This window comes from Bartonella sp. PS17NMGDW (assembly GCF_042193555.1).
Taxonomy (GTDB): domain Bacteria; phylum Pseudomonadota; class Alphaproteobacteria; order Rhizobiales; family Rhizobiaceae; genus Bartonella; species Bartonella grahamii.
On record NZ_JBHILY010000002.1, the window covers coordinates 19,175 to 40,830 of the forward strand.

At 38.6% G+C, this 21,656-nt stretch carries 16 protein-coding genes and 2 pseudogenes; 5 read left to right on the forward strand and 13 right to left on the reverse strand.

All coding sequences use genetic code 11. From position 1 onward, the window contains the following. Positions 1–36 precede the first annotated feature (36 nt). The 6 genes and pseudogenes from ACFIJK_RS01545 to rpmB form a co-directional block, all read right to left on the reverse strand. A complete protein-coding gene (locus tag ACFIJK_RS01545) occupies positions 37–639 on the reverse strand; it encodes a HaeIII family restriction endonuclease (RefSeq protein WP_375626289.1) in 603 nt (200 codons plus the stop codon). Between the two features lie 422 nt (positions 640–1,061). Beyond that, positions 1,062–1,319 (reverse strand): DNA adenine methylase, encoded by a 258-nt coding sequence (locus ACFIJK_RS01550; protein WP_375626008.1) that lies wholly within the window; start codon positions 1,317–1,319, stop codon positions 1,062–1,064. A gap of 35 nt (positions 1,320–1,354) precedes the next feature. Beyond that, positions 1,355–1,600: pseudogene (locus ACFIJK_RS01555) on the reverse strand (DNA adenine methylase); the annotation flags it as partial. 12 nt (positions 1,601–1,612) lie between these two features. Continuing rightward, a complete protein-coding gene (locus ACFIJK_RS01560) occupies positions 1,613–1,792 on the reverse strand; it encodes a hypothetical protein (protein WP_375626010.1) in 180 nt (59 codons plus the stop codon). Positions 1,793–2,349: 557 nt separating this feature from the next. After that, entirely contained in the window at positions 2,350–3,033 is a 684-nt protein-coding gene (locus ACFIJK_RS01565; RefSeq protein WP_375626012.1) for a VUT family protein, read from the reverse strand. A 119-nt stretch (positions 3,034–3,152) separates the two neighbouring features. Then, positions 3,153–3,470, reverse strand: coding sequence for a 50S ribosomal protein L28 (gene rpmB / locus ACFIJK_RS01570; protein WP_375626014.1), 318 nt, complete (start codon positions 3,468–3,470; stop codon positions 3,153–3,155). A gap of 298 nt (positions 3,471–3,768) precedes the next feature. On the opposite strand from rpmB, the gene ACFIJK_RS01575 reads away from it, so the two are divergent. From ACFIJK_RS01575 to ACFIJK_RS01585, 3 genes are all read left to right on the forward strand, one after another. Continuing rightward, positions 3,769–4,551: an SURF1 family protein gene (locus ACFIJK_RS01575; protein ID WP_375626016.1), complete on the forward strand. Its 783-nt coding sequence runs from the start codon at positions 3,769–3,771 to the stop codon at positions 4,549–4,551. A gap of 690 nt (positions 4,552–5,241) precedes the next feature. Further along, entirely contained in the window at positions 5,242–6,861 is a 1,620-nt protein-coding gene (gene purH, locus ACFIJK_RS01580) for a bifunctional phosphoribosylaminoimidazolecarboxamide formyltransferase/IMP cyclohydrolase (RefSeq protein ID WP_375626018.1), read from the forward strand. A gap of 350 nt (positions 6,862–7,211) precedes the next feature. Continuing rightward, positions 7,212–7,364, forward strand: coding sequence for a DUF1127 domain-containing protein (locus tag ACFIJK_RS01585; protein WP_273787606.1), 153 nt, complete (start codon positions 7,212–7,214; stop codon positions 7,362–7,364). Between the two features lie 914 nt (positions 7,365–8,278). On the opposite strand, the gene ACFIJK_RS01590 is transcribed toward ACFIJK_RS01585, so the two are convergent. The 3 genes from ACFIJK_RS01590 to htpX form a co-directional block, all read right to left on the reverse strand. Further along, a complete protein-coding gene (locus tag ACFIJK_RS01590) occupies positions 8,279–10,024 on the reverse strand; it encodes a heparinase II/III family protein (RefSeq protein ID WP_375626020.1) in 1,746 nt (581 codons plus the stop codon). A 64-nt stretch (positions 10,025–10,088) separates the two neighbouring features. Continuing rightward, positions 10,089–11,453, reverse strand: a complete 1,365-nt coding sequence (locus ACFIJK_RS01595; RefSeq protein WP_375626022.1) for an RsmB/NOP family class I SAM-dependent RNA methyltransferase — start codon at positions 11,451–11,453, stop codon at positions 10,089–10,091. 47 nt (positions 11,454–11,500) lie between these two features. Beyond that, positions 11,501–12,547 (reverse strand): zinc metalloprotease HtpX, encoded by a 1,047-nt coding sequence (gene htpX / locus ACFIJK_RS01600; protein WP_375626024.1) that lies wholly within the window; start codon positions 12,545–12,547, stop codon positions 11,501–11,503. A gap of 83 nt (positions 12,548–12,630) precedes the next feature. Between htpX and ACFIJK_RS01605 the strand changes: the two genes are divergently transcribed. Then, entirely contained in the window at positions 12,631–12,846 is a 216-nt protein-coding gene (locus tag ACFIJK_RS01605; RefSeq protein ID WP_015857055.1) for a DUF1674 domain-containing protein, read from the forward strand. A 135-nt stretch (positions 12,847–12,981) separates the two neighbouring features. On the opposite strand, the gene rpsP is transcribed toward ACFIJK_RS01605, so the two are convergent. The 4 genes and pseudogenes from rpsP to ACFIJK_RS01625 form a co-directional block, all read right to left on the reverse strand. Next, entirely contained in the window at positions 12,982–13,356 is a 375-nt protein-coding gene (rpsP, locus tag ACFIJK_RS01610; RefSeq protein WP_273787601.1) for a 30S ribosomal protein S16, read from the reverse strand. 16 nt (positions 13,357–13,372) lie between these two features. After that, positions 13,373–13,701: pseudogene (locus tag ACFIJK_RS01615) on the reverse strand (chorismate mutase). Between the two features lie 24 nt (positions 13,702–13,725). Beyond that, positions 13,726–15,294, reverse strand: a complete 1,569-nt coding sequence (gene ffh, locus ACFIJK_RS01620; protein ID WP_375626291.1) for a signal recognition particle protein — start codon at positions 15,292–15,294, stop codon at positions 13,726–13,728. A gap of 230 nt (positions 15,295–15,524) precedes the next feature. After that, positions 15,525–16,181 carry a carbonic anhydrase gene (locus tag ACFIJK_RS01625; RefSeq protein ID WP_375626027.1) on the reverse strand — a complete coding sequence of 219 codons (657 nt, stop codon included), beginning with the start codon at positions 16,179–16,181 and terminating at the stop codon, positions 15,525–15,527. 273 nt (positions 16,182–16,454) lie between these two features. Between ACFIJK_RS01625 and ACFIJK_RS01630 the strand changes: the two genes are divergently transcribed. After that, positions 16,455–21,164 carry an NAD-glutamate dehydrogenase gene (locus ACFIJK_RS01630; RefSeq protein ID WP_375626029.1) on the forward strand — a complete coding sequence of 1,570 codons (4,710 nt, stop codon included), beginning with the start codon at positions 16,455–16,457 and terminating at the stop codon, positions 21,162–21,164. The last annotated feature ends 492 nt before the right edge of the window (positions 21,165–21,656 follow it).

The window sequence follows — 21,656 nt, forward strand, 5'->3', positions numbered from 1 at the left end:
AGCCAACAATTACATCTTAAAAAATTATCTCTATCATTAAACCATCGGAATTTGATGACTAACAACCTGAGAAGATAATCCCACAAACTGAATATCGAACTTTAAAGAAGCTTCTACTTTACTGGATGCATTATGAATTCTAAAAGAAATGCTCCAACCATCTTCAAAAATTATAATAAGTTTGTTTTTACTTTCTGGTTTTAGTGCAACTGATAAAATTTTGCTTGGAATTTTCCATTTACGACCATATTCCAGAGTGCCATTCAAATTAAAAGACTGAATAATAACCCGTTTTTGTTTAGATCTTGTATCTATCATAATCTTATAAAAATCATAAGAACCTATAACATACTGAAACAATAGCTTCACAAATTTATCTTGATAATCTAAACAAAGCCTTTGAAGTTCTTTAGAAAAAGCTTCTAGGATTGGAAGATAAACTCTGCTGTCTTTATCCTCTATATCTCTAAAGAACATCTTCTTATCTCTAAGCTCTGCTAAATAATCAAAAATAGGCCTAACTTCATTGAAATAAACGCTGCTACAAGAATAACCCGTCCATTCTTTACCAAAATCTATTTTACCAGAAAGGCGAGGATGTTTGATAGCGCTATGATTATGTTTTGCAGAAATACCAATGTGATTTTCAGGAACTTTTAAATGATATCACGGACATCTCCTTTGATCCCAACAAAATCTTCCTAAAGAACAAAAGTTTGCGTGTTTCTAATATTTTTATCATGTAACTGTAAGAAAACAGCTGCTTCAATAGAAGCGAGATTTAAAAGCCTTTTTTCAGTATCATTAAATAAATTATAAAAAGACTCCGCTATTTGAAAGGACGAGTTAAACTCTATAGAAGCCTTTATTGCTTTTTTAAAACCCATGACAAAGCAATTCAAAGGCTTTTCCATTTTCTTACCTGATTCATGCAATTTCCTAAAAATCCTTACTCAAAATTACGAGTTCATTTGATTTTTTATTGTTTCCCATACCGTAAGTCCATTCAGGATTTAAGTATTGTATGTCCTTTATAAAGTTCTCTAATTTCCAGACAATCATTATAAGATAAAACCCCATCCGTGACGCTTTCTTAAAAGCTCAGCAAGAGATTGATGATCAAAAGGATGATGTTTATCGCCTTTTTGACCATAAAGTTTTTGATTAATAAGATATGGAGGATCACAATAAAGAAAATCGTTAGAGTGTTTAGGAATACTTTCTGTAAAATCTCTGTGTTCCATTGTGAAATTTTCAATCTTAAAATCTTTAAGCCATTCAATAGAACGATAATTGTATCGAGGATGTCCTGGAGACATACCGCCAGAAAGTATTTTTCCGGAAAAAAGAGCAATTAAGAGTAAGAAAAAACAGCAGTAATCTCTAATTGATTTTTAATATTCCCAAAAGTTTTTTGGAGATTATAAAACATTACGGGAGTCATATCTTCATATTCTCTTACTTTTTCTGCAAGAGCTGAAGCAGCTTTCAAAAGCATCTGCCAAAAAATAACAAGCGGCTTAAAAGCATCATAAGCATAAACCTTTGTTCCTCTTTTTGCTAAGGTTAATTCAATTGTCCCCCCTCCTACAAAAGGAGAACATAAAGTTTTTTATTTCCTTATATAGTTATTAATAATCATAGGAACAGCACGATTTTTCCCTCCCGGATAACGAAGAGGTGATTTTACAATAGGCAACTCCCTAGTCTCTCTCTGTTTTTTCAAGGAAGTTAATACAAAATTATCAAATAAAGCCTCTGTATGATCTGTTTGATTTATCATTTTATTCATACTATCAGCTCCAAGTATCGCATTTTCTAACCTACAATTATCTAAAATAAATACTCGAAGCGTTTGCCAAATTCTACAGAGATCGCGTTATAACAAATTGTAAATTCATTAACATATCTGCACAAACATTTTTTACTAAAATAATGATAAATACCAGTATAACCAAATTTTAAAACTGTCAAAAAAGGCTTGATACCATTGGTATTTATTTTTCTATTTATATACTACCCAAATGTATATCGAAATGTTTTTTCCTTTATAAGAACCAAGTTTCTTATAACTCAAATAATCATAAGTAAGAAATCACAATTCTTAACAAGACATTTTTGATCCTTTATAAGAGCTTGATTATCTGTTTTTAATACTGATAAGATGCTCTTATCTCATACTGAATCAGTCAAAAGCACTTCCTTACACATCATAAGCATAGATGATGTATGGATAAATACAACTTGAGAAAAGAATCAAAATCCCTTTTTTGAATCCACTCAAATTCTGTTCGCAGAAGCATAACGCACAACCTTCTCTTCTTTAGCAAAACAAAAAAACAAAGATCATTATTTGTTACAAACAAAAGAAGAATCATTCTTTGAATGACTTTGATAAAGAGGAAGCTTTACAATATTAAGAATTGTTCCATAGGGAATCAACATAAACAGGCTCATAATAATTTTTACCGAAAAATCACCAAAAGCAAGCGAGAGCCAAATTGGCATGCCTACTCCTCCCAAAACAGTACTCTCCACCAGTGAACTATCAGCGTACCCTGTTATCTTATCAAGAACAGCAAAAGAGCTAGAAAAAGCAAGAGCAAAAAACAGCATTGTATCCAAAGCCGAACCAACCAACGCTGCTGCTAAAGGTGCTTTCCACCATGTTTTACGTCGTAAAGGAGTAAAAACAACAATATCAAGGAGTTGTCCAAATAAAAATGCAAAACTAGAAGCAAGGGCAAGCCGTGGTGTCGCCAATATCCAAGAAACAAAGACCCCCGCAAAAAAACCAGCATAAACTACACGCCGCGCAGCAGATGGACCATAAAAACGATTGGTCAAATCATTGATCAGAAAAGCAAATGGATAGGTAAAAGCCCCATAAGTCAACAGCTCATTTAAATCAAACCAATAAACAGGATATTGAACAAAAATATTAGAAGCAGTGACAGCAAGGCACATTGCTAAAATAGAAAAAACAATATACCTTTTCTTTTGCTGTTCTCGTAAAAGACTGCTTGAGGGCATTTTTTAAACCTAGGATACGGGACCAATAAAATAAAACGATCAACCTGCAAAAAACTTAACGTCTAGAACAGAAAACCGGAATAAAAGCGTCAATAAACAAAAAAGAATGACGATAGCAATTACGCTGCTTGTTCAGCCTTTTGCTCACCTTCTTGCTCAGCTTTTTTCTTAATGATTTGGCGTTTTAGCAAACGCGCACGTTGCGACAACTCTTTATCGTCTGCTTTGACCAAAAAACCATCAAGTCCACCACGATGCTCAACAGAACGCAACGCACTTGCTGAAATGCGCAAGCGGTAACTTTTCTGTAACACTTCTGAAATCAATGTCACATTGCAAAGATTTGGTAAAAAACGACGCCGAGTCTTATTATTTGCATGGCTAACATTATTACCATACAGAACCGTCTTCCCTGTCAATTCACATGCACGAGACATAAACTTCACCCTTAAACTCTAAGAAACTTTCAAATTCCCATACCCAAAAGACACAATGAACGCAAAACACGCACAATGCAACCTTAAACGGGCATCATTGGGAAGTTTCTTTCTAATAGGGGGTCGACAACAAAAGGTCAAGTCTTTTATAAAACCTTTTTCATCTCTTACGGGCTCATTCTTCATCTTTTTTCTCAATTAAGGCGTGCAAATTCTGCCAAAAAGGGTACAAAATGTTTTTTTTAAATACATACCATGTTAGAATAAAAGCCTATTGTCCCGAAAGGAAGCATAAATCATGAGCAAAAAAGAGCCCCCCATGACAAAGCTTCAGGGAAATTCTTGCTGTTTTTCTTCTTTTTTGTTTGGGACTTTATGTATTTGTTTTTTTCTTCTCTTTAGCGCATTAGGTATATGGCAAGTACAACGGTTAAACTGGAAAACAAATCTTATCACCAGTGCCAATCAGCGCATTCATTTGCCCCCCATAAAAGCCCCCCTAAAAAATCAATGGTCAGATATTACTTTTGAAAAAAATGAATATCAACCTGTTGTTATAACAGGAAAATTTTTAACAGACAAAAATATTTTAGTCACTGCAGCCGCTCAAAATACTACAGGCTATTGGGTTTTGACTCCTTTACAGACTACTGATAATGCACTAATCTTTATCAACCGTGGTTTTATCCCCATGGATGAACGTAACAATTTTCAAAACCCAGAGCAATCGCATAAAAATGCCTCATCTCAGCAAAATTCTACCACAGACACAGAACAAACAACGATTATAGGTTTATTACGCATGAGTGAAAAAAATGGTTTTTTCCCGCGTAAAAATAATCCGGACAAAAATTTATGGTATACGCGCGATCTCCCCGCTATGGCACAAAAACTTGGTTTGTCCACTGTTGCCCCTTATTTCATTGATGCCAGAAAAACATCTCCACAAGCAAACCTTCCTGTCGTTGGTCTTACGATTATCCATTTTCGAAATAATCATCTCGTTTATGCAATCACGTGGTTTATTTTAGCTGCTGGTGTGTTAGGAGCTTTTCTTTTTCTGCTACGGCAAAAAAACTAAAAAAAGATCTCTTCTATCTCAAGTGATAAAGAGAATAGAATCTACTAACTTGCGCCTTTGTTAAATAAAGATCATAGGCATACAATGGATCTTTATACCATCCACAAAAGATTTACGCGACACTCTTTAAAAAACCATCATAAAATGAGGGATGATTCATTAAAAATGTAATGCCCAAAAATGTGAAGCAATGCATTATATTCACTCTATAAAAAAATTCACTCTCAAAAACATTGTCATAAAAGCTTTTGAAAAACATAAAGCCAAATTTAAAAATGATAGGAAAGATAGGCACTCATTTTTGCTTTTATAATTTTATATTCTTGCTTCATTAGATTGTTTCCCATCTCAGAGATTACTCCAACTGATATACGCAATACTTTCGCCTTCATCTAGTATAAAAGCTAATATAGCAGAGAATATACGGATGCATTTTTTGTTTCAAAACTGCTATGAAGATGAGATGTTGAGTTATAAGCAACAAAAAAACATTTAATGTCTCAATGAGACTTTACACCCACCACCACACCTCAAATGAGAGTGTTTTTACAGGATAATAAAAAAGATGAGTCATCCTATATTCTAAAAAGACAGTTTATCCTTTCAGTGTATTTTGCTAAAGGCTTATGCTATAAATGTATAAGCGTGTTTTACTAGAATTTTAACTCTTTAATTTTTAAGGCTTCTGTTATGGGTGTTGTTGCCAAAAATTTTCCCATACCTGATCTTCATCGGGTTCGTCGTGTTCTCTTTTCTGTGTCTGATAAAACGGGTGTGGTTGCTTTTGCACAAGCCCTCCATGCGACTTACAATGTTGAATTAATCTCAACAGGAGGAACAGCCAAAACCCTCATAGCGGCTGGTTTACCGGTAAAAGATGTTGCTGAAGTTACTGGATTTCCTGAAATAATGGATGGGCGTGTAAAAACACTCCATCCTTTGATTCATGGTGCTTTGTTAGGGGTAAGAGAAGATCCTAGCCATAGGGAAGCTATGGAAAAGAACAGCATTCATGGAATTGATCTTTTGGTGGTGAATCTTTATCCTTTTGAAGAGACGATCCTATCGGGAGCCGATGGACAAACGATTCTTGAAAATATTGATATCGGTGGACCGGCGATGATTCGCGCCGCGGCAAAAAATTATGCTTATACCGGTGTTGTAACAGCGATAAAAGATTATGATTCGATTCTAGCTGAATTAAAGCAGCATAATGGGTGTTTAAGCTTATCTGTGCGTCATCAGCTAGCAATGCGCGCTTATGCACACACGGCCGCTTATGATACGGCAATAGCATCGTGGTTTGCACGGGATTTAAAAATTGAAACTCCATCGTGGCAGAGTTTTTCTGGTCATCTTGAAAGTGTTATGCGCTATGGAGAAAATCCACATCAACAGGCAGCATTTTATCGCAATAATGAAAAACGTTTTGGTATTGCAACAGCAAAACTTTTACAAGGCAAAGCGCTTTCTTATAACAATCTGAATGATACAGACGCAGCCTTTGAACTTGTGGCAGAATTTGATCCGCAAAAAACCGCTGCTGTCGCTCTTATTAAACATGCCAATCCTTGTGGTGTTGCGGAAGGAGAAAATTTGAAAGAAGCTTATTTGAAAGCTCTTATGTGTGATAATGTATCGGCATTTGGTGGAATTGTTGCTTTAAATCAACCCCTTGATGAGGAATGTGCTGAAGAGATTGTTAAAATTTTCACAGAAGTGATTATTGCTCCTGATGCCACAATGGCGGCACGTGAAATTATTGCCAAGAAAAAAAATCTTCGTTTGCTCATTACAGGTGGAGTTCCTGATCCACGCTGTGCAGGACTTCTTGCGAAAACACTTGCAGGAGGCATTTTAGTGCAATCGCGTGATAACGTAGTGGTTGATGATCTTAAATTGCAAGTAGTGACAAAGCGGGCACCAACTCAAGATGAAATGCGTGATCTTCAATTTGCTTTTCGTGTAGCAAAACACGTTAAATCAAATGCTATTGTATACGCGAAAAATAGCGCAACAGTTGGAATTGGAGCCGGACAAATGAGCCGCATCGATTCAGCAAAAATTGCTGCAAGTAAAGCAGCAGAAAGTGCCCAAAGAGCAGGCTTAACAGAAAATCTCACAAAAGGATCGGTTGTTGCATCAGATGCATTTTTTCCTTTTGCAGATGGTTTATTAGCAGCAGCTGAAGCAGGAGCAACAGCAGTTATTCAACCAGGAGGCTCCATGCGTGATGAAGAAGTTATCACGGCTGCTGATGCGCAGGGTTTAGCGATGGTTTTTACAGGAACACGACACTTCCGCCATTAATAATTTTACTAATTTCCTCTTCATATGAGACAAATGTTTCAAGGAACTGTTCATAATCATCATATGACTATTGATAACTGTTGAAATGGAAGCAGTTATTCAATCCAAAGAATCTACTCGTGAAGAAGTTTATCACCACAGAAAATGCATATAATTTAATCATTATTTAGGGATAGGATATTGTCGTTGTTAATATTTTTAATGGTTTCCCTTTCACATGAGCAAAATGTTAAAAGGGTATTATTTTGTATGTAGATGCATACCTGTTATGATATTATAACACAACTCTTTTTAGTAATATGCTCTATTCTTAAACCTAAAGAGTGAAATGAAAAGTTTGAGTAGAGGATATGAATATTCTACGTTTTTATAGTAATTGGCGCCGTTATCGTCGAACCGTTAATGCATTAAGTTGTCTTTCAACATATGAACTCAGCGATCTTGGAATTTGTCGAGGTGATATTGATTCGATTGCACGGCGTTATTCGCGTAAATCTTTATGAAAGTTATTTGAAGCATTTGAGAGAGTGCTTTGCTATGAAAAAACACGCATTTTGTGGTTTGTTATTATGACTTCATTTTTAGTATAATAACAAAGAGCGGAGGGGCTGTCTTTTTCGGGCGCTGCTATGTATTGTTTCTTGAATTTTTAGTGCTTCTGTGATGTATAATATTTGATTAATAATTTAGCGTTATTCATATTGAATTAGAACCCCGAATACCGAAGATTCTCCCATTCAAAATCTATGTATGTTGAATCAACCAAAACCATTCGCTTGCACGTTACAAGCGGGGGGTCCTGTGTGGATAAAAACTATTAAGAAAATTCTAAAAATGCCTCTTATGAATCATCTCTAATGCTAAGAGCTTGTTACAAATATTGGGCACTATAAATAGCGTGATAGTGCCGAATTGCTCCTTGCGTAAAGATGAGGTGCTTCATGGATTTACCGTTATACCCATCACAGACATCGTCGCGAAATAGGCTTGGAAGTATTAAGGGATTTTTCTTTAATATAAGTCCGTGAATATGCAATAAATAGCGCTCTGTTTTTCGTGAGGAACGTAACCCTATTAATGCAACTCTCTCAGAGAGAAATATTGATCCCAACAGCACACTTAAGAACTTATCGAAGATAAGCAACAGCTTTATTTTCTCTCCGCATCTTTAAAGAATGAAGATCCTTAACCAGTACTCATCTGTCAACAATGGTCTGTTAAAAACTCTTTTTTCGGGAGCCAATCCCTCTCTCTTAGCATCACCTCATGAGATTCTATGAGCAAACCTTGCCTAAAAACATCCAACCTATACTCTAACAAAATGCTTCATGTATAAAATTTATATGATCTTCAAATTTTGAGAATATTACCACAATAAACGATGATGTTTTGCGCCACGAAGATAAAACGCAATATACTATGGGTTGGAACAATGTTCTGATTTTTTATCAAACGCTTTACGGATAAAACGCCAACGAACTTTTTCCTGAAATGCAGGACGAAAATATAAAACAATCTGTTGTGTCCGTTGTGGACCTGTTAATTCTGCAAAATCAATCGAATCTTCAAGACAAATATCTGCATCAGGCGATATAAAATACCATACTTGTTCGCTCTTCACGTTCTCGTTCTTTACGGCTAAACAGACACGTTTGCCATCATAGTTAACTTCAACTTGTGGATGAAGATGAAACCGAACAGCAACATGATTTTGTTCATTTTGCACACTCTTGTGTCTCTTTCCCCCTTTATTTGGCATAAAAAAGCGATCAAAACCTTCGATCATATCTCCATTTGTTGCCAAAATAAGACCACGCTCATGAATAAGATTAAAGGGTCGCAAATAACCATTATGACTCGCAATAAAACCCGTCTTCTCTGAATCCTCTATACGGCGCACTTGAACTTCCCTGGGTCCATCAAACAAAAATGGCGCGCCATTTTTCTTTTTCTGATAAAAAGCACCCACTGAACAATCATTAAGCGTAGCTGTTGAATGTGCTGCAGTAACACGCCCTAAATGTCGATAATCTTCCCGACCATCAGGATTAACACCAGTATTGATAATAAAACGGTGCCCTTGTGAAGACATTTCAAAAGACAAACACCCCGAACAAGCCTGCTGTGCTACAAAGCGGGGTGGAAACTTTCCTGTATCTGCAAGCACTGTTGTTTGATTGGCTTTTAAGCGCTGAAATCCTGAATAACGGGCATAACTAAAAGGATGCCCTCCTGTTTCATCAAGCTTCAAAAGGGACGATAACCGTTCCGACACAAGGGGACCAACCCCATTAAAATGAGCCAACGTTTGATCCTCATGGATAAAGAATCGTAAAGCTGGCAACATACGCTCAACAGAATCAATCAAAATACGTGGTGCTGTTTCATTGCTACGCATAAAAAGATGCCGTAACGACAATAAATCCGATAACAAATTCAGCAAAATAACAGGACTACGAGAAATATGCCCACCATCAACTAGGATTTGACGGGAAAGCTCTTTTATAAGTGTGGTTTGTACCTTTTTTTTCACTGCCACAGAAACAGGCAAAGCAAGAGATGCGAACGTCAAAGCCGCTGCTGCTTGTAAACGTCGGTCATCATGCTCCATACTGCAAATTGTTACGCGCAAATAACGAAATTGCAAACCAAGCGCACGTAAAAAGCGTTTTTCAAACCGTTCACTTGCCCCTTCTAACAACATTTTCGAATGACAAATCCATGAAATCAAGCGCCGCGCCACAACAGGACCACTCCAAGCAAGCCCTTTTACCTTCTTTCCAGCATGGTCAAACCAATCTTCTAAAAGAGAGCGTGCATGTGCAGAAGCTAAATCACTTCCTGCTGCCTCCATATGGCGCAACCAATGAAAATCATGTAGAGCTGCTTCCCATTCTAGCGTTGGTGGAACCAATGCAAACGGCGAAACAGCACCAGAATGAACAATGTGACCAGCAAAAGCAAAACGACCATGATAAAATTCATGCGCCATCATAGGGTCTGCTACATGCAAATCCATGGGATGCGCTAAAATTTTATGAGGACGAAACCCTGAAAACCGCCAACGAAACAATGGTCCAACCCATAAACGCCGCATAATATTCTGTATCGTATCGATACAGGCTGCCACTTTTACCTGAGGAGCTTTTACCGCAACCGCCAAAATTTCATCTCCATTTATGCTGAATCAAATACAATTTCGACCATTTTTGTAAATGAAGCGTTAATTAAGCAATTTTTCGTAAGCGCGCAGCAAAAAAACCATCCATTCCTAAAAATGCGGTTTTCTCAGCATCAAAATTTTTATGACAAAAATCCGCAGGCGTTGTACGTAACATCCCCCCACAAAGCAAATGTGCCAGTGCTCCCATTTCCCCTGGATAAATAGGTTCTAAAACAATGTCATTGCGTGTCGATAAAATTTTTTCAATAAGATCTTCACCTTCTTCTCTTGCCAATGAACAATTGGAAAAAATAATCCGTCCCCCCACCTTTACCAAGGAAATTGCTGCGACAAGTAAATCATTTTGCAACGCCGCTAACTTGATGATATCTTCCCTCGATTTCGTCCATAAAATATCTGGATGACGACGGATCGTTCCAGTAGAAGAACAAGGAGCATCGAGAAGAACCGCATCAAAAAGCTGTGTGGGATGGAAATTTCTCACATCACCCTGCCAAATGTGAACTGAAAAACGAAGCCGTTCCATATTTTCTTTTAAACGCTTTACGCGGTTAGCAGAAAGCTCAATTGCTGTCACCTCTGCCCCTTGTAAAGCCAATTGTGCTGTTTTTCCCCCAGGACTCGCACAAAGGTCAGCAACTCGTTTACCCCGAAGTGTTCCTAGTAAACAAGCAGGCAACGCTGCAGCGAAATCTTGAACCCACCAAGTTCCTTCACTATAGCCTGGTAAATCAGAAACAGAACTCTCCAGACGATTTAATCGAACAGAACCATTGGGCAACACCACACCGCCAAGCCTTTTAGCCCATCCAACACTGTCAGATTTCACTGTCAAATCGAAAGGGGGTTCCACACTTTGAATTGCTATAATCTGATGCGCCTTTTCTGTTCCATAAGCTGATATTAAAAGCTGTCCAAACCACGCTGGCACACCTTCAATGGTAGGAACTTGTTGACGTAAAGGCTCTGCCTCACGTGCAACATTGCGCAAAAGAGCATTCACCACCCCTGAAAAACGGCGCATTCGAGGATCAAGTTTCGCCACACGCACAGCTAAATCAATAGCCGCATGATCGGGAATATCAAGATAAAGAATTTGTGCAACACTGATATGCAAAAGATGCTGAAGTGAAAGTGCTTGTGAAGGCAAAGGACGCGCCAAAAAGCGTGAGAGAGCCGCCATAATCTGCCCTCGATGACGCAATGAAGCTGTTAAAATAGCCCGACATAACAAACGATCTCGCTGTGAAAGCTTTAAATATTGTGGATGTCCGTGTTCATTATCCGTCAAACCAGACAGAGGCGTGTACTTATCAACTACCGCCCCCAAAAGACGCACACACACCTGTCGAACAGCTAACCCTGGAACATTTTTTTCAGACACATGCCCCGCTTTTTTGTGTTTCAAAACACCACCTTTATATCACTATTTCCTTAAAAAATCCCTCAATAACTCTATGAACGAGATCTTTTTGAATTTTCATAACGAAGCCAAGAAGGACGCTTTGTAACACGCTGAAAAGGACTGTTTTCTTGCTCACCTAATGTATGAGCCTGACCACTATGAAAATCCGCATAGCTCATCCCGCTGCTTTTTTCATGTATAGCGTCTTCTTTATTCCATCCCACACTTTTGGCAAGAGCCCCTTTCATCTCTTCTGCTTGCTGATAAAGAGCAGCAATACGATTTGCAGTTGCTGGATGTGTCGAAAAAAGACTGTCCGCTCCCTCACCGCTCAAAGGATTAATAATAAACAGATGCGCGGTTGCTGGATTATGCTCTGCTTCTTCATTATATACCCCACGTCCCCCATCAGCAATCTTACGCAATGCCGAAGCCAACCATAAAGGATTACCACATATTTCAGCCCCTCTCCGATCCGCAGCATATTCCCGCGTACGGCTAATCGCCATTTGCACCAGCATCGCTGCAAAAGGTGCCACGAGCAATGCAATAAATCCTCCAATTGCCCCAGCGCCATGAGAATCTTCTGAAGAGTTGCGCTGCCCTCCCATAAAGAAAGCAAAATTACCAAGCATTGAAATTGCCCCTGCAATCGTTGCGGTTAGAGTCATTGTTAAGGTATCACGATGCTCAACGTGTGCAAGCTCATGCGCCATAACGCCGGCAATTTCCTCTGAACTCAACCGCTCTAACAACCCAGTACTTGCAGCAACAGCAGCATTTTGCGGATTACGTCCCGTCGCAAAAGCATTTGGCTGTGCATTCTCAATAACATAAACCTTTGGTTGAGGAAGAGAAGCCCTTTGTGCTAAATCGCTTACAATCTTATAATAAACTGGTGCTGAATGCTGATCAACTTCACGCGCCCCGTACATGCGTAAAACGATTTTATCCGAATTCCAATAAGAAAAAAAGTTTAAACCACTTGCCATCAAAAGAGCAATGACCATGCCACCGCCCCCTCCAACAAGATAACCAACTCCCATAAAAAGAGCAGTTAAAAAAGCCAAAAGCATGGCTGTACGCATTATATTCATTACTCAAAAAACTCCATGATAAAAGTCAATCAATATTATATGATGGTGTTTTCTTTCTGCTTCTTCAATGGAATAGGTGTAAAATGAATAAAAAAGATGAGAATACAAGCAAAAAAAACGCAACTGTCGTTAAACAGCAATCTCTTTCTCCCGCAGCACAACGCGCCCTTAAAGAAGCTGAAGAAAGGCGAAAAAGCGCAGCAAAAAAAGAACAACCTTTAGAAAACGGCGGACGCGGCGGAAAAGACCCTTCCCGCTATGGAGACTGGGAAATTAAAGGCCGCGCTATTGACTTTTAAAACCATTGATTTTTAAAAAACCAGCGCTGTTTAAACAAGCCACTTTTTAAAGAAAATCCGTTTTTGATAAACAAAAACGGATAATATTTATTTTTCTAAAGCTTTTAAAGACACGTTGATAAACAACCATGCTTCTTATGCTGAAGCAGATTCTGCTTCAGCCGCTGCCGCTGCTTCTTCTGCCGCTTGCTTTGCTGCTGCTATACGTTCTTGTGCTTTTTTACCCGGTTCACCTTTATGTGGATTATTACGAGTTGGACGCTTTTTCAAGCCAGCTGCATCTAAAAACCGTAAAACGCGATCTGTTGGTTGAGCCCCTTGCCCAAGCCAATATTGGATACGTTCTTCATTAAGTTTTACCCTCGGTCCATCTTTAGGCAACATTGGATCCCATGCACCAACACGCTCAAGAAACCGCCCATCGCGCGGACTACGAACATCTGCAACGACGATATGATAATAAGGACGTTTTTTTGAACCTCCACGGGACAAACGAATTTTCAATGCCATATTTTATCTCCTATTGTCAGCTCTGGCTTTCGTTTAAATTGACTTTTTTGTTTTTTGCTCTTCAGCAATAACTTCATGATGACTCACAACTTCTTTAATAATAAATTTTAAAAATCTTTCAGCAAAATCAGGATCAAGATCACTATCCATAGCCAATTGCCGCAAACGCTCTACCTGATATTGCTCACGCAGAGGATCTACTTTAGGCAAATCATAACGCGCTTTTAAGCGCCCAACAGCTTTCGTACAACGAAAACGCTCTGCTAAGATATGAATCAAAGTTGCATCAAAATTATCAATAGATGCTCGTAAATGTGCTAATTCTTTTAATACTGTTTCCTGCATCATATTCCTTTCCCTCTTCACATCTTATTTTTTCTTAGGATGCTGAGGAAATTTTCCCCTATCGGCAATGCCATTGGAAAGACCAGGAAATATAGGTCCACGCTTGGGAAGTCCGGGCAAGAACTTCTCTCCATTACCATTTTCAATTTGCTTTTGAAGCGTTGAGAATTGCTTTGGATCCAATCCTGACAAATCAGGCATAGCTGGAGAATCCCCCCCCAAATTTCCCATACCACCAAAACCCATTTTGGAACCAAGTCCTCCCAACATTTTTCCCATCAAACCACTTTTTCCTTTACCACCCATGGCTTTCATCATATCAGCCATTTGGCGATACATCTTTAAAAGTTTATTAATATCAGCTGCCGTTGTACCAGATCCCTTAGCAATTCTCTGTTTGCGGCTATGTTTTAAAAGCTCTGGATTCGCCCGCTCTTGCAGTGTCATAGATGAAATAATGGCCAATTGACGATCAAACAAACGATCATCAAACCCCGCAGCCGCAATCTGCTCTTTGACCTTCCCCATTCCTGGCAACATGCCCATAATACCGCCCATTCCACCCAGTTTTTTCATTTTCTGCAACTGTTCTGCAAGATCATTCAGATCAAATTTTCCGGCTTGCATTTTTTTTGCAAAAGCAGCAGCTTTCTCATGATCCATTGTTTCAGCAGCTTTTTCAACCAAAGAAACAATATCCCCCATTCCGAGAATACGATCAGCAATACGACTGGGATGAAATTCTTCTAAGGCATCTATTTTTTCACCAGTTCCAATTGCTTTAATTGGTTTACCTGTAACAGCACGCATAGAAAGAGCAGCACCACCACGCCCATCACTATCCATCCGTGTTAAAATAATCCCTGTAATCCCTACACGCTCATCAAAAGAACGAGCAAGATGAACGGCATCTTGCCCCGTCAAACTATCAGCCACCAACATAATCTCATGAGGAAGGGCACATGCTTTAATTTCAGCCAATTCAAGCATCAAAGCTTCATCAATATGATTACGTCCTGCTGTGTCAAGAAGAAGCACGTCATAACCACCTAATTTAGCAGCCTGCACGGCACGTGATGCAATATCAACAGGCAGCTGACCCGCAATAATAGGCAAGCTTGCAAGTTTCGCCTGTTCTCCCAATTGGCGCAATTGCTCCTGTGCAGCAGGACGACGTGTATCTAATGACGCCATGAGAACTTTTTTATTGTGCTTATCAGTAAAACGTTTTGCAAGCTTTGCTGTTGTAGTTGTTTTTCCGGAACCTTGCAAACCAGTCATCATGATAACAACTGGAGCTGGTGCATTTAAATCACTCAGAACGCTTTCATTTCCAAGAATATGAACCAATTCATCATGAACAATTTTAACCACCATTTGGCCTGGTTTAATTGATTTAACGATTTCGGCCCCAACAGCTTTTTCCCGAACCCTATCGGTAAAAGAGCGTACAACATCAAGAGCAACATCAGCTTCCAATAAAGCGCGACGAATTTCACGCAGCGCCTCTACAACATCCTGATCCGATAAAGCGCCACGTCCCGTCAAATGAGACAGAATAGAACCAAGTCGCTCTTGCAAGGATTCAAACATCATTTACCTCATTGTTGCATAACAAACAAACCAAAATAGCATCCGAGAACGCATCGCGCCGTCGGATGTTGACCTCTGAGATCTCTTTATACCCTTAAACTGGGGTCTCAGTCGGTGGCTCCAAGTTAATTTTGTCACTGAAAGCTTGCTCCTTCAAACAATAAAACCCCAGCTTTGTCAAGTTTTATCATAAAATGTCTTTTTATACGAAGAAATAAAAACAGCAAATACTATACTTCAAAACTTTCAACTTCAACACGCATAAAACAACCTGTTTCCTGTTCTATACTCCATAATTTTCCGCTAGAGATATCAAACCAAACCCCATGCAATGTCAAAAAACCTTGATCTTTGCGAAGCTTTATCCACGGAAACGTCTCTAAATTTCTCAACGAATGGCGAATAGAAAGCTGCTCTAATGCCGTCTGTTTTTCTGGCCACGACAGCGACTTATTATTCAAAACGATTTCTGCTGCTGGTGCTAAGAGACTTATCCATTGACCAATAAAATCATTTGATGATAAAGATTTATATGTCTCATTAAGAGCAGTACGAATGCCTCCACAATGGGCATGACCAAAAACGACAATATGTCTCACCTTAAGCAATTGCACAGCATATTCAAGAGCTGCTGATGTTGCGTGATATTGGTCATCAGGAGAAAAAGGAGGAACCACATTCGCCACGTTGCGCAAAGTGAAAATTTCCCCTGGCTTAGCATCAAAAATCATTTCTGGTACTGCACGCGAATCACAACAAGCAATGACCAAAACTTCAGGTTTCTGCCCCTCAATCGCCAATTGCTGATAATCTGCTATTTTATATAAAAAATGATTGTTTATAAAGTTTTGGTAACCACTTAAAAGTCTTTCTGGTAAACGCGCCATTCTCTCTTTACTTTTGCTTCTTTTTTTACTTTCATTTTGTATATTTTAAAAAACAAACTATTAACATACAAAAATACTAAAAGTGCCCTTTCCTTGAAGCAAAATATTTCTTTAAAGTACAAAATATTACTAAAAAACAGCAAAAACAAACTCATTCTTTCCAAATAAAGAGCTATTTTCTTCAAGAAGAAGGTGTTACAGTATACAAAAATATAATGGTCTGCTTTTAAAAAGAGAAGAGAAGACCCCTAAGAGCAAAAAGGGAGAGTGAATGTGTTGCAACAAAAAAAAACAGAAACAAAAAACACCCAAGATAAAATAGAAGAAATCCTTTTTGCTCAAACAGATGAAGAAGATATTGTTTATTACGAAAATAAAGAACTTCAAAAAGCCGCAGCCATCGCAGTAAAAGCTTTTAATCTCCATCAGACGGGAAAAAATACTATCTACTTTGACCAAAATTTGACCCGTAATAACAAGCCTATAACCGCTATCACGCTTGTCAATGATAACAAACCCTTCCTTCTCGATTCTATTTTAAATGTTTTCAATCAACACAAAAACCATATCTATTTAATTGCGCACCCTATTCTTGATTGTACTTCTGGAAAACGCATCAGTCTGATGCAAATTCACATCGAGTCATTAAACAAACAGCAAATACAAAAACTTGAAAATGAACTCATCTTAGTTCTTGAACAGGTTAATGCTGCTGTACAAGACTGGAAACCTATGCTTGAAGAAGTTAAAAAGCATATTCATGCCTACCAAATAAGCCTTCCCCCGCACTACAAACAAGAAGGTGAAAAGGCTATTGAATTTCTTCACTGGCTAATGGACGATAATTTCATTTTCCTTGGTATGCGCACTTACAACTTCATCAAAGACCAAAAACCCCTAAAATCCTTTACAGCGAGTAATATTGAACTTGGTATACTCACGGATGCTTCTATTCATATTGTTGACGATGAAAGTATGAAAGAACCTCCTCAAGAAGTTTTATCCTTCATGGAAAGCGATAATCTGTTTATCGTGACAAAAGCTAACAGTCGCTCCAAAATTCACCGTTCTGTCTGGCTCGATTATATTGGTCTTAAAATATTTGATAAAGAAAAACAACTCTGTGGAGAATTACGCATTGTAGGGCTTTTTACCTCCTCAGCTTATACACGTTCTATTTTGCAAATTCCTTTCTTAAAAGAAAAAGCCCAAACTATTATTCAACGTCTTGGACACAATCACGCCGATTATTCAGGAAAAGCACTCGTCAGTGCTTTAGAAACCTATCCAAGAGATGAAATGTTTCGCTCTGATGTTGATACATTGACAGAAAACACTAAACTTATTCTACAATTAGATGAGCGCCCACGTTTACGGGTTCTTGCCCACACTGATTCTTTTGGGCGCTTTGTTTCTATCCTTGTCTACGTACCGCGTGACCAATATAGCAGCAGCCTGCGTGAAAAAGTTGGCGAACATTTTGTTGAGCTCTATAAAGGCGACTTTTTTGAATCTTATCCGCTATTTTTGGAAAGCACCCTTATACGTGTCTATTATATCATCCATCGCAAAGGAAACGAGACTGTTCCCCTTCACGAGCGCTCCACACTTGAACAACATGTACGTTCGATTGCACGAAGTTGGGAAGACAGCGTTCAAGCCATCGCTCTTACTCAGAAAACAACAGAGCAACAAACACGTCTAGCCAGCGAATTTCCCAACAGCTATCGTGATTTATTTTCAGCTGAAGACGCTATTAACGATGCAGGACATATTTTAAATCTTCATGATGAGAAGCCCCTTTTCGTGAACTTTTATCACACACAAAATAAAGAAAAACGTACTATTTCTCTTCGGCTTTTTCACCGCCATGAAGCTCTTGCCCTTTCCAAACGCGTACCACTCCTTGAAAACATGGGGTTTCGCGTTATTGCCGAACAAACCCTTGAATTACCAGATGGCTATGGGCACTCTGTGTATCTTCATGATATGCAGCTGGAAAGTACTTTCCAGCTCTATATCGATTTTGAAAAAAACGGTCAAAAACACGCCGAAACCTTTGAGGCAATTTGGGCACAAAATGCTGATAATGACGCTTTTAATGCACTCACCCAAACAGCTGAACTTGATTGGCATGAAATTGTTATTTTGCGCCATTATGGGCGCTATCTCCAGCAAGCTGGTATTCCTTATTCGCAAGATCGCGTTGCCCAAACTTTAAATGCTTATCCTGACATTACCCAAGATCTTTATGCTTTATTTCATTTAAAGTTTCACCAAAGCCATACAGAAAAAGAACGGGAAAAAAGCCAACAGGTTATTCAAAAGCGTATTGGAGAAAAATTACGGAAAGTGTCTGGTTTAGATGATGATCTCATCTTACGCCGTTATTGCAACCTTATCGATGCGAGTTTACGAACGAATGCCTTTACGCCTCTTGACGATGGAAGTCCACGGCGTATTTTAGCCACCAAATTAAATCCGCGCCAAATTGAGGATTTGCCTGAACCACGCCCTTACCGAGAAATTTTTGTTTATGGACCGGAAGTTGAAGGGGTACATTTGCGTTTTGGACCTATCGCTCGTGGTGGCATTCGTTGGTCTGACCGCGCATTAGATTATCGTACCGAAGTCCTCAGCTTAGTCAAAGCCCAACAAGTTAAAAATGCAGTTATCGTTCCTGCAGGTGCAAAAGGGGGTTTTTATCCCCATCGGCTTCCCCAAACAAATGACCGTGCTCTCATTATAGAAGCAGCACAACAAGCTTATACAGACTTTATCACAGCTTTGCTCTCAATCACAGACAATCTAATTAACGGCAAAATAAGTTCTCCCCCCAATGTCATCTGTCATGATGACCCTGACCCCTATTTTGTTGTCGCAGCAGACAAAGGAACAGCAACTTTTTCTGATACCGCCAACGCCATCAGCCAAGCAAATCACTTTTGGCTCGATGATGCTTTTGCCTCTGGAGGCTCAGCAGGTTACGACCACAAAGCCATTGGTATTACAGCCAAAGGTGCATGGGAAGCTGTCAAAAGACATTTTAGAGAAACATTTGATCAGGATATTCAAACAACGCCCTTCACCTGTGTCGGTGTTGGAGACATGTCTGGCGATGTCTTTGGTAATGGGATGCTACTTTCCAAACAAACAAAATTGATTGCCGCTTTTGATCACCGCGATATCTTTATTGATCCAGATCCAAGCATAGACGAAAGCTATGCAGAGCGTATGCGCCTTTTTAAACTTCCTCGCTCCAGCTGGCAAGATTACGATCAAAGCAAATTATCAAAGGGCGGTGGTATCTTCTCACGAAAAGAAAAAACCATTACTCTCTCACCTGAAGCAGCACAAGCCATTGGTTTCGAAAAACAAACAGGAACACCCTTTGAAATTATATCTGCTCTTCTCAAAGCCCCTGTTGATCTTTTATGGTTCGGCGGCATTGGTACTTATATCCGCGCAGCAACAGAAAATGATGCCCAAGTAGGTGATCGTGCGAATGATGCGATACGCATTACCGGAGAGCAAGTGCGTGCAAAAATTATTGGCGAAGGGGCTAATCTTGGTGTTACACAACGCGGACGGATTGAATATGTCTTAAATGGTGGTCGATGCAATACGGATGCCATTGACAATTCTGCTGGTGTGAATTGTTCTGATATTGAGGTCAATCTCAAAATTGTTCTTGCATCAGCACTACGTGCCAAAACGTTAACCCGCGAAGATCGCAATAAGCTCTTGAAAAAAATGACACCTCAAGTCGAGCAACTCGTTTTGCGCAACAATTATCTACAACCCCTTGCTCTTTCTTTGGCGGAAAATCAAAGCACTACTGATTTGCCCTATCAAATACGCTTTATGCACGATTTGGAACAAAAAAAGCTTCTAGATCGTAGAGTTGAAATACTCCCTGATGAGCAAATTTTACGACAAAGAACAACCCAAGGCAAAGGTCTTCTCCGTCCAGAACTCGCTGTTATTTTTGCATATGCTAAATTAACCTTAAAAGAAGAAATTGCTAATAGCCCCATTGTTGATGATCACTATTTCAATACAACCTTGCTGAACTATTTTCCAACACAAATTCAAGAAAATTTTAAGAAGGAAGTCATTAACCATCAATTGCGTCGTAATATTATAGCAACGCTGATTGCCAACGATATTGTAAATCGTGGAGGCCCCACTTTTGTTAATAGACTACACGATGCAACAGAACAAAAAGCTGAAAATATTATTCGCGTTTTCATTGCCATTCGCGATGGTTTTGAAATTCCTCAATTGTCTGAGCAAATTGATAAGCTTGATAATAAAATACCCGGTCTTGTCCAAAACAAATTCTACGCAGCAATGACCCCAATGCTCTTTGAAACAACCAGTTGGGGTTTACACAACATAGATCTCTCACGTCCATTAGAAGAAATCGTAAAAACAATAAAGCAAGCCCGTAGCATTATTGAAAAAGAGCTTATGCATTCTCACGACAACGATATTAAGCAAAAGATTGAGGAAAAAGCATTACACTACAGCGAAGAGGGAGCACCAAAAGCATTAGCGAAGCAATTAGCTCTCTTAGAAGCTGCTTCAACAATCTGTGATATTTCTTTAATTGCAAAAAAAAGCAACAGTGATCTTATTAAAACCGCAGAGATCTATTTTTCACTTGCACAAATCATTCGTATAAACCGCATTAACGAAGCAAGTCGTATAATTCCTGTAGTAGATTATTATGATAGTATGGCTTTAAGCCAAGCCAAAGAAAATGTTTCTGAAAGCTTACGGCAAATCGTTATGAAAATCCTCAAAAATTATGGAAAGAAAAAAGATCCTTTTGACACTTGGAAAAAAACAGAAGAAAATCATATTCACAACATTACAAACCGCATTAGTGCCCTTATTGAAAATGATCTCAATATTTCTCGTTTTACTTTTGCAGCAGGATTGATTTCTCAACTTCAAAATACTGGCTTTAAAACCTAAAGCAGATACAAAACAACCCATTCAATCTCCCGTTCTATCCATACATGACTAATTAGTAAGGGAAGAACGGAAGCGCTATCCCGCATTTTGAGACAAAGCACTTAAAATAAAAAATAAATTCAAATTTTACTGTCAAATATCCTTCAACATAAAAATATAATATATTGATTTACAATCATAGTTTTATTATTTTTATGTTGAAGGAGAAGCTGATATTCTAAGTTTTTCTTATTTCAAGTCTGTTTATATTCAATCAATTAAACGCATTGCCCCTTGCATATTGCAAATGAGAAAAGCGTATAGATAAAAAACATTAAAGAAAGAACTAAATGCCCCCTTCTAGCTTCTTACTCCATAAACGAAAAGATGGTGGTGCTTAATGGCTTTATCATTATACCATTCATAGGCAACATCGTGAAATAGAAAGCACTGAGAAATATTTTTTTAACAAATGCGTAAATATGCAATACAAATATATTCTGTTTTACGTGG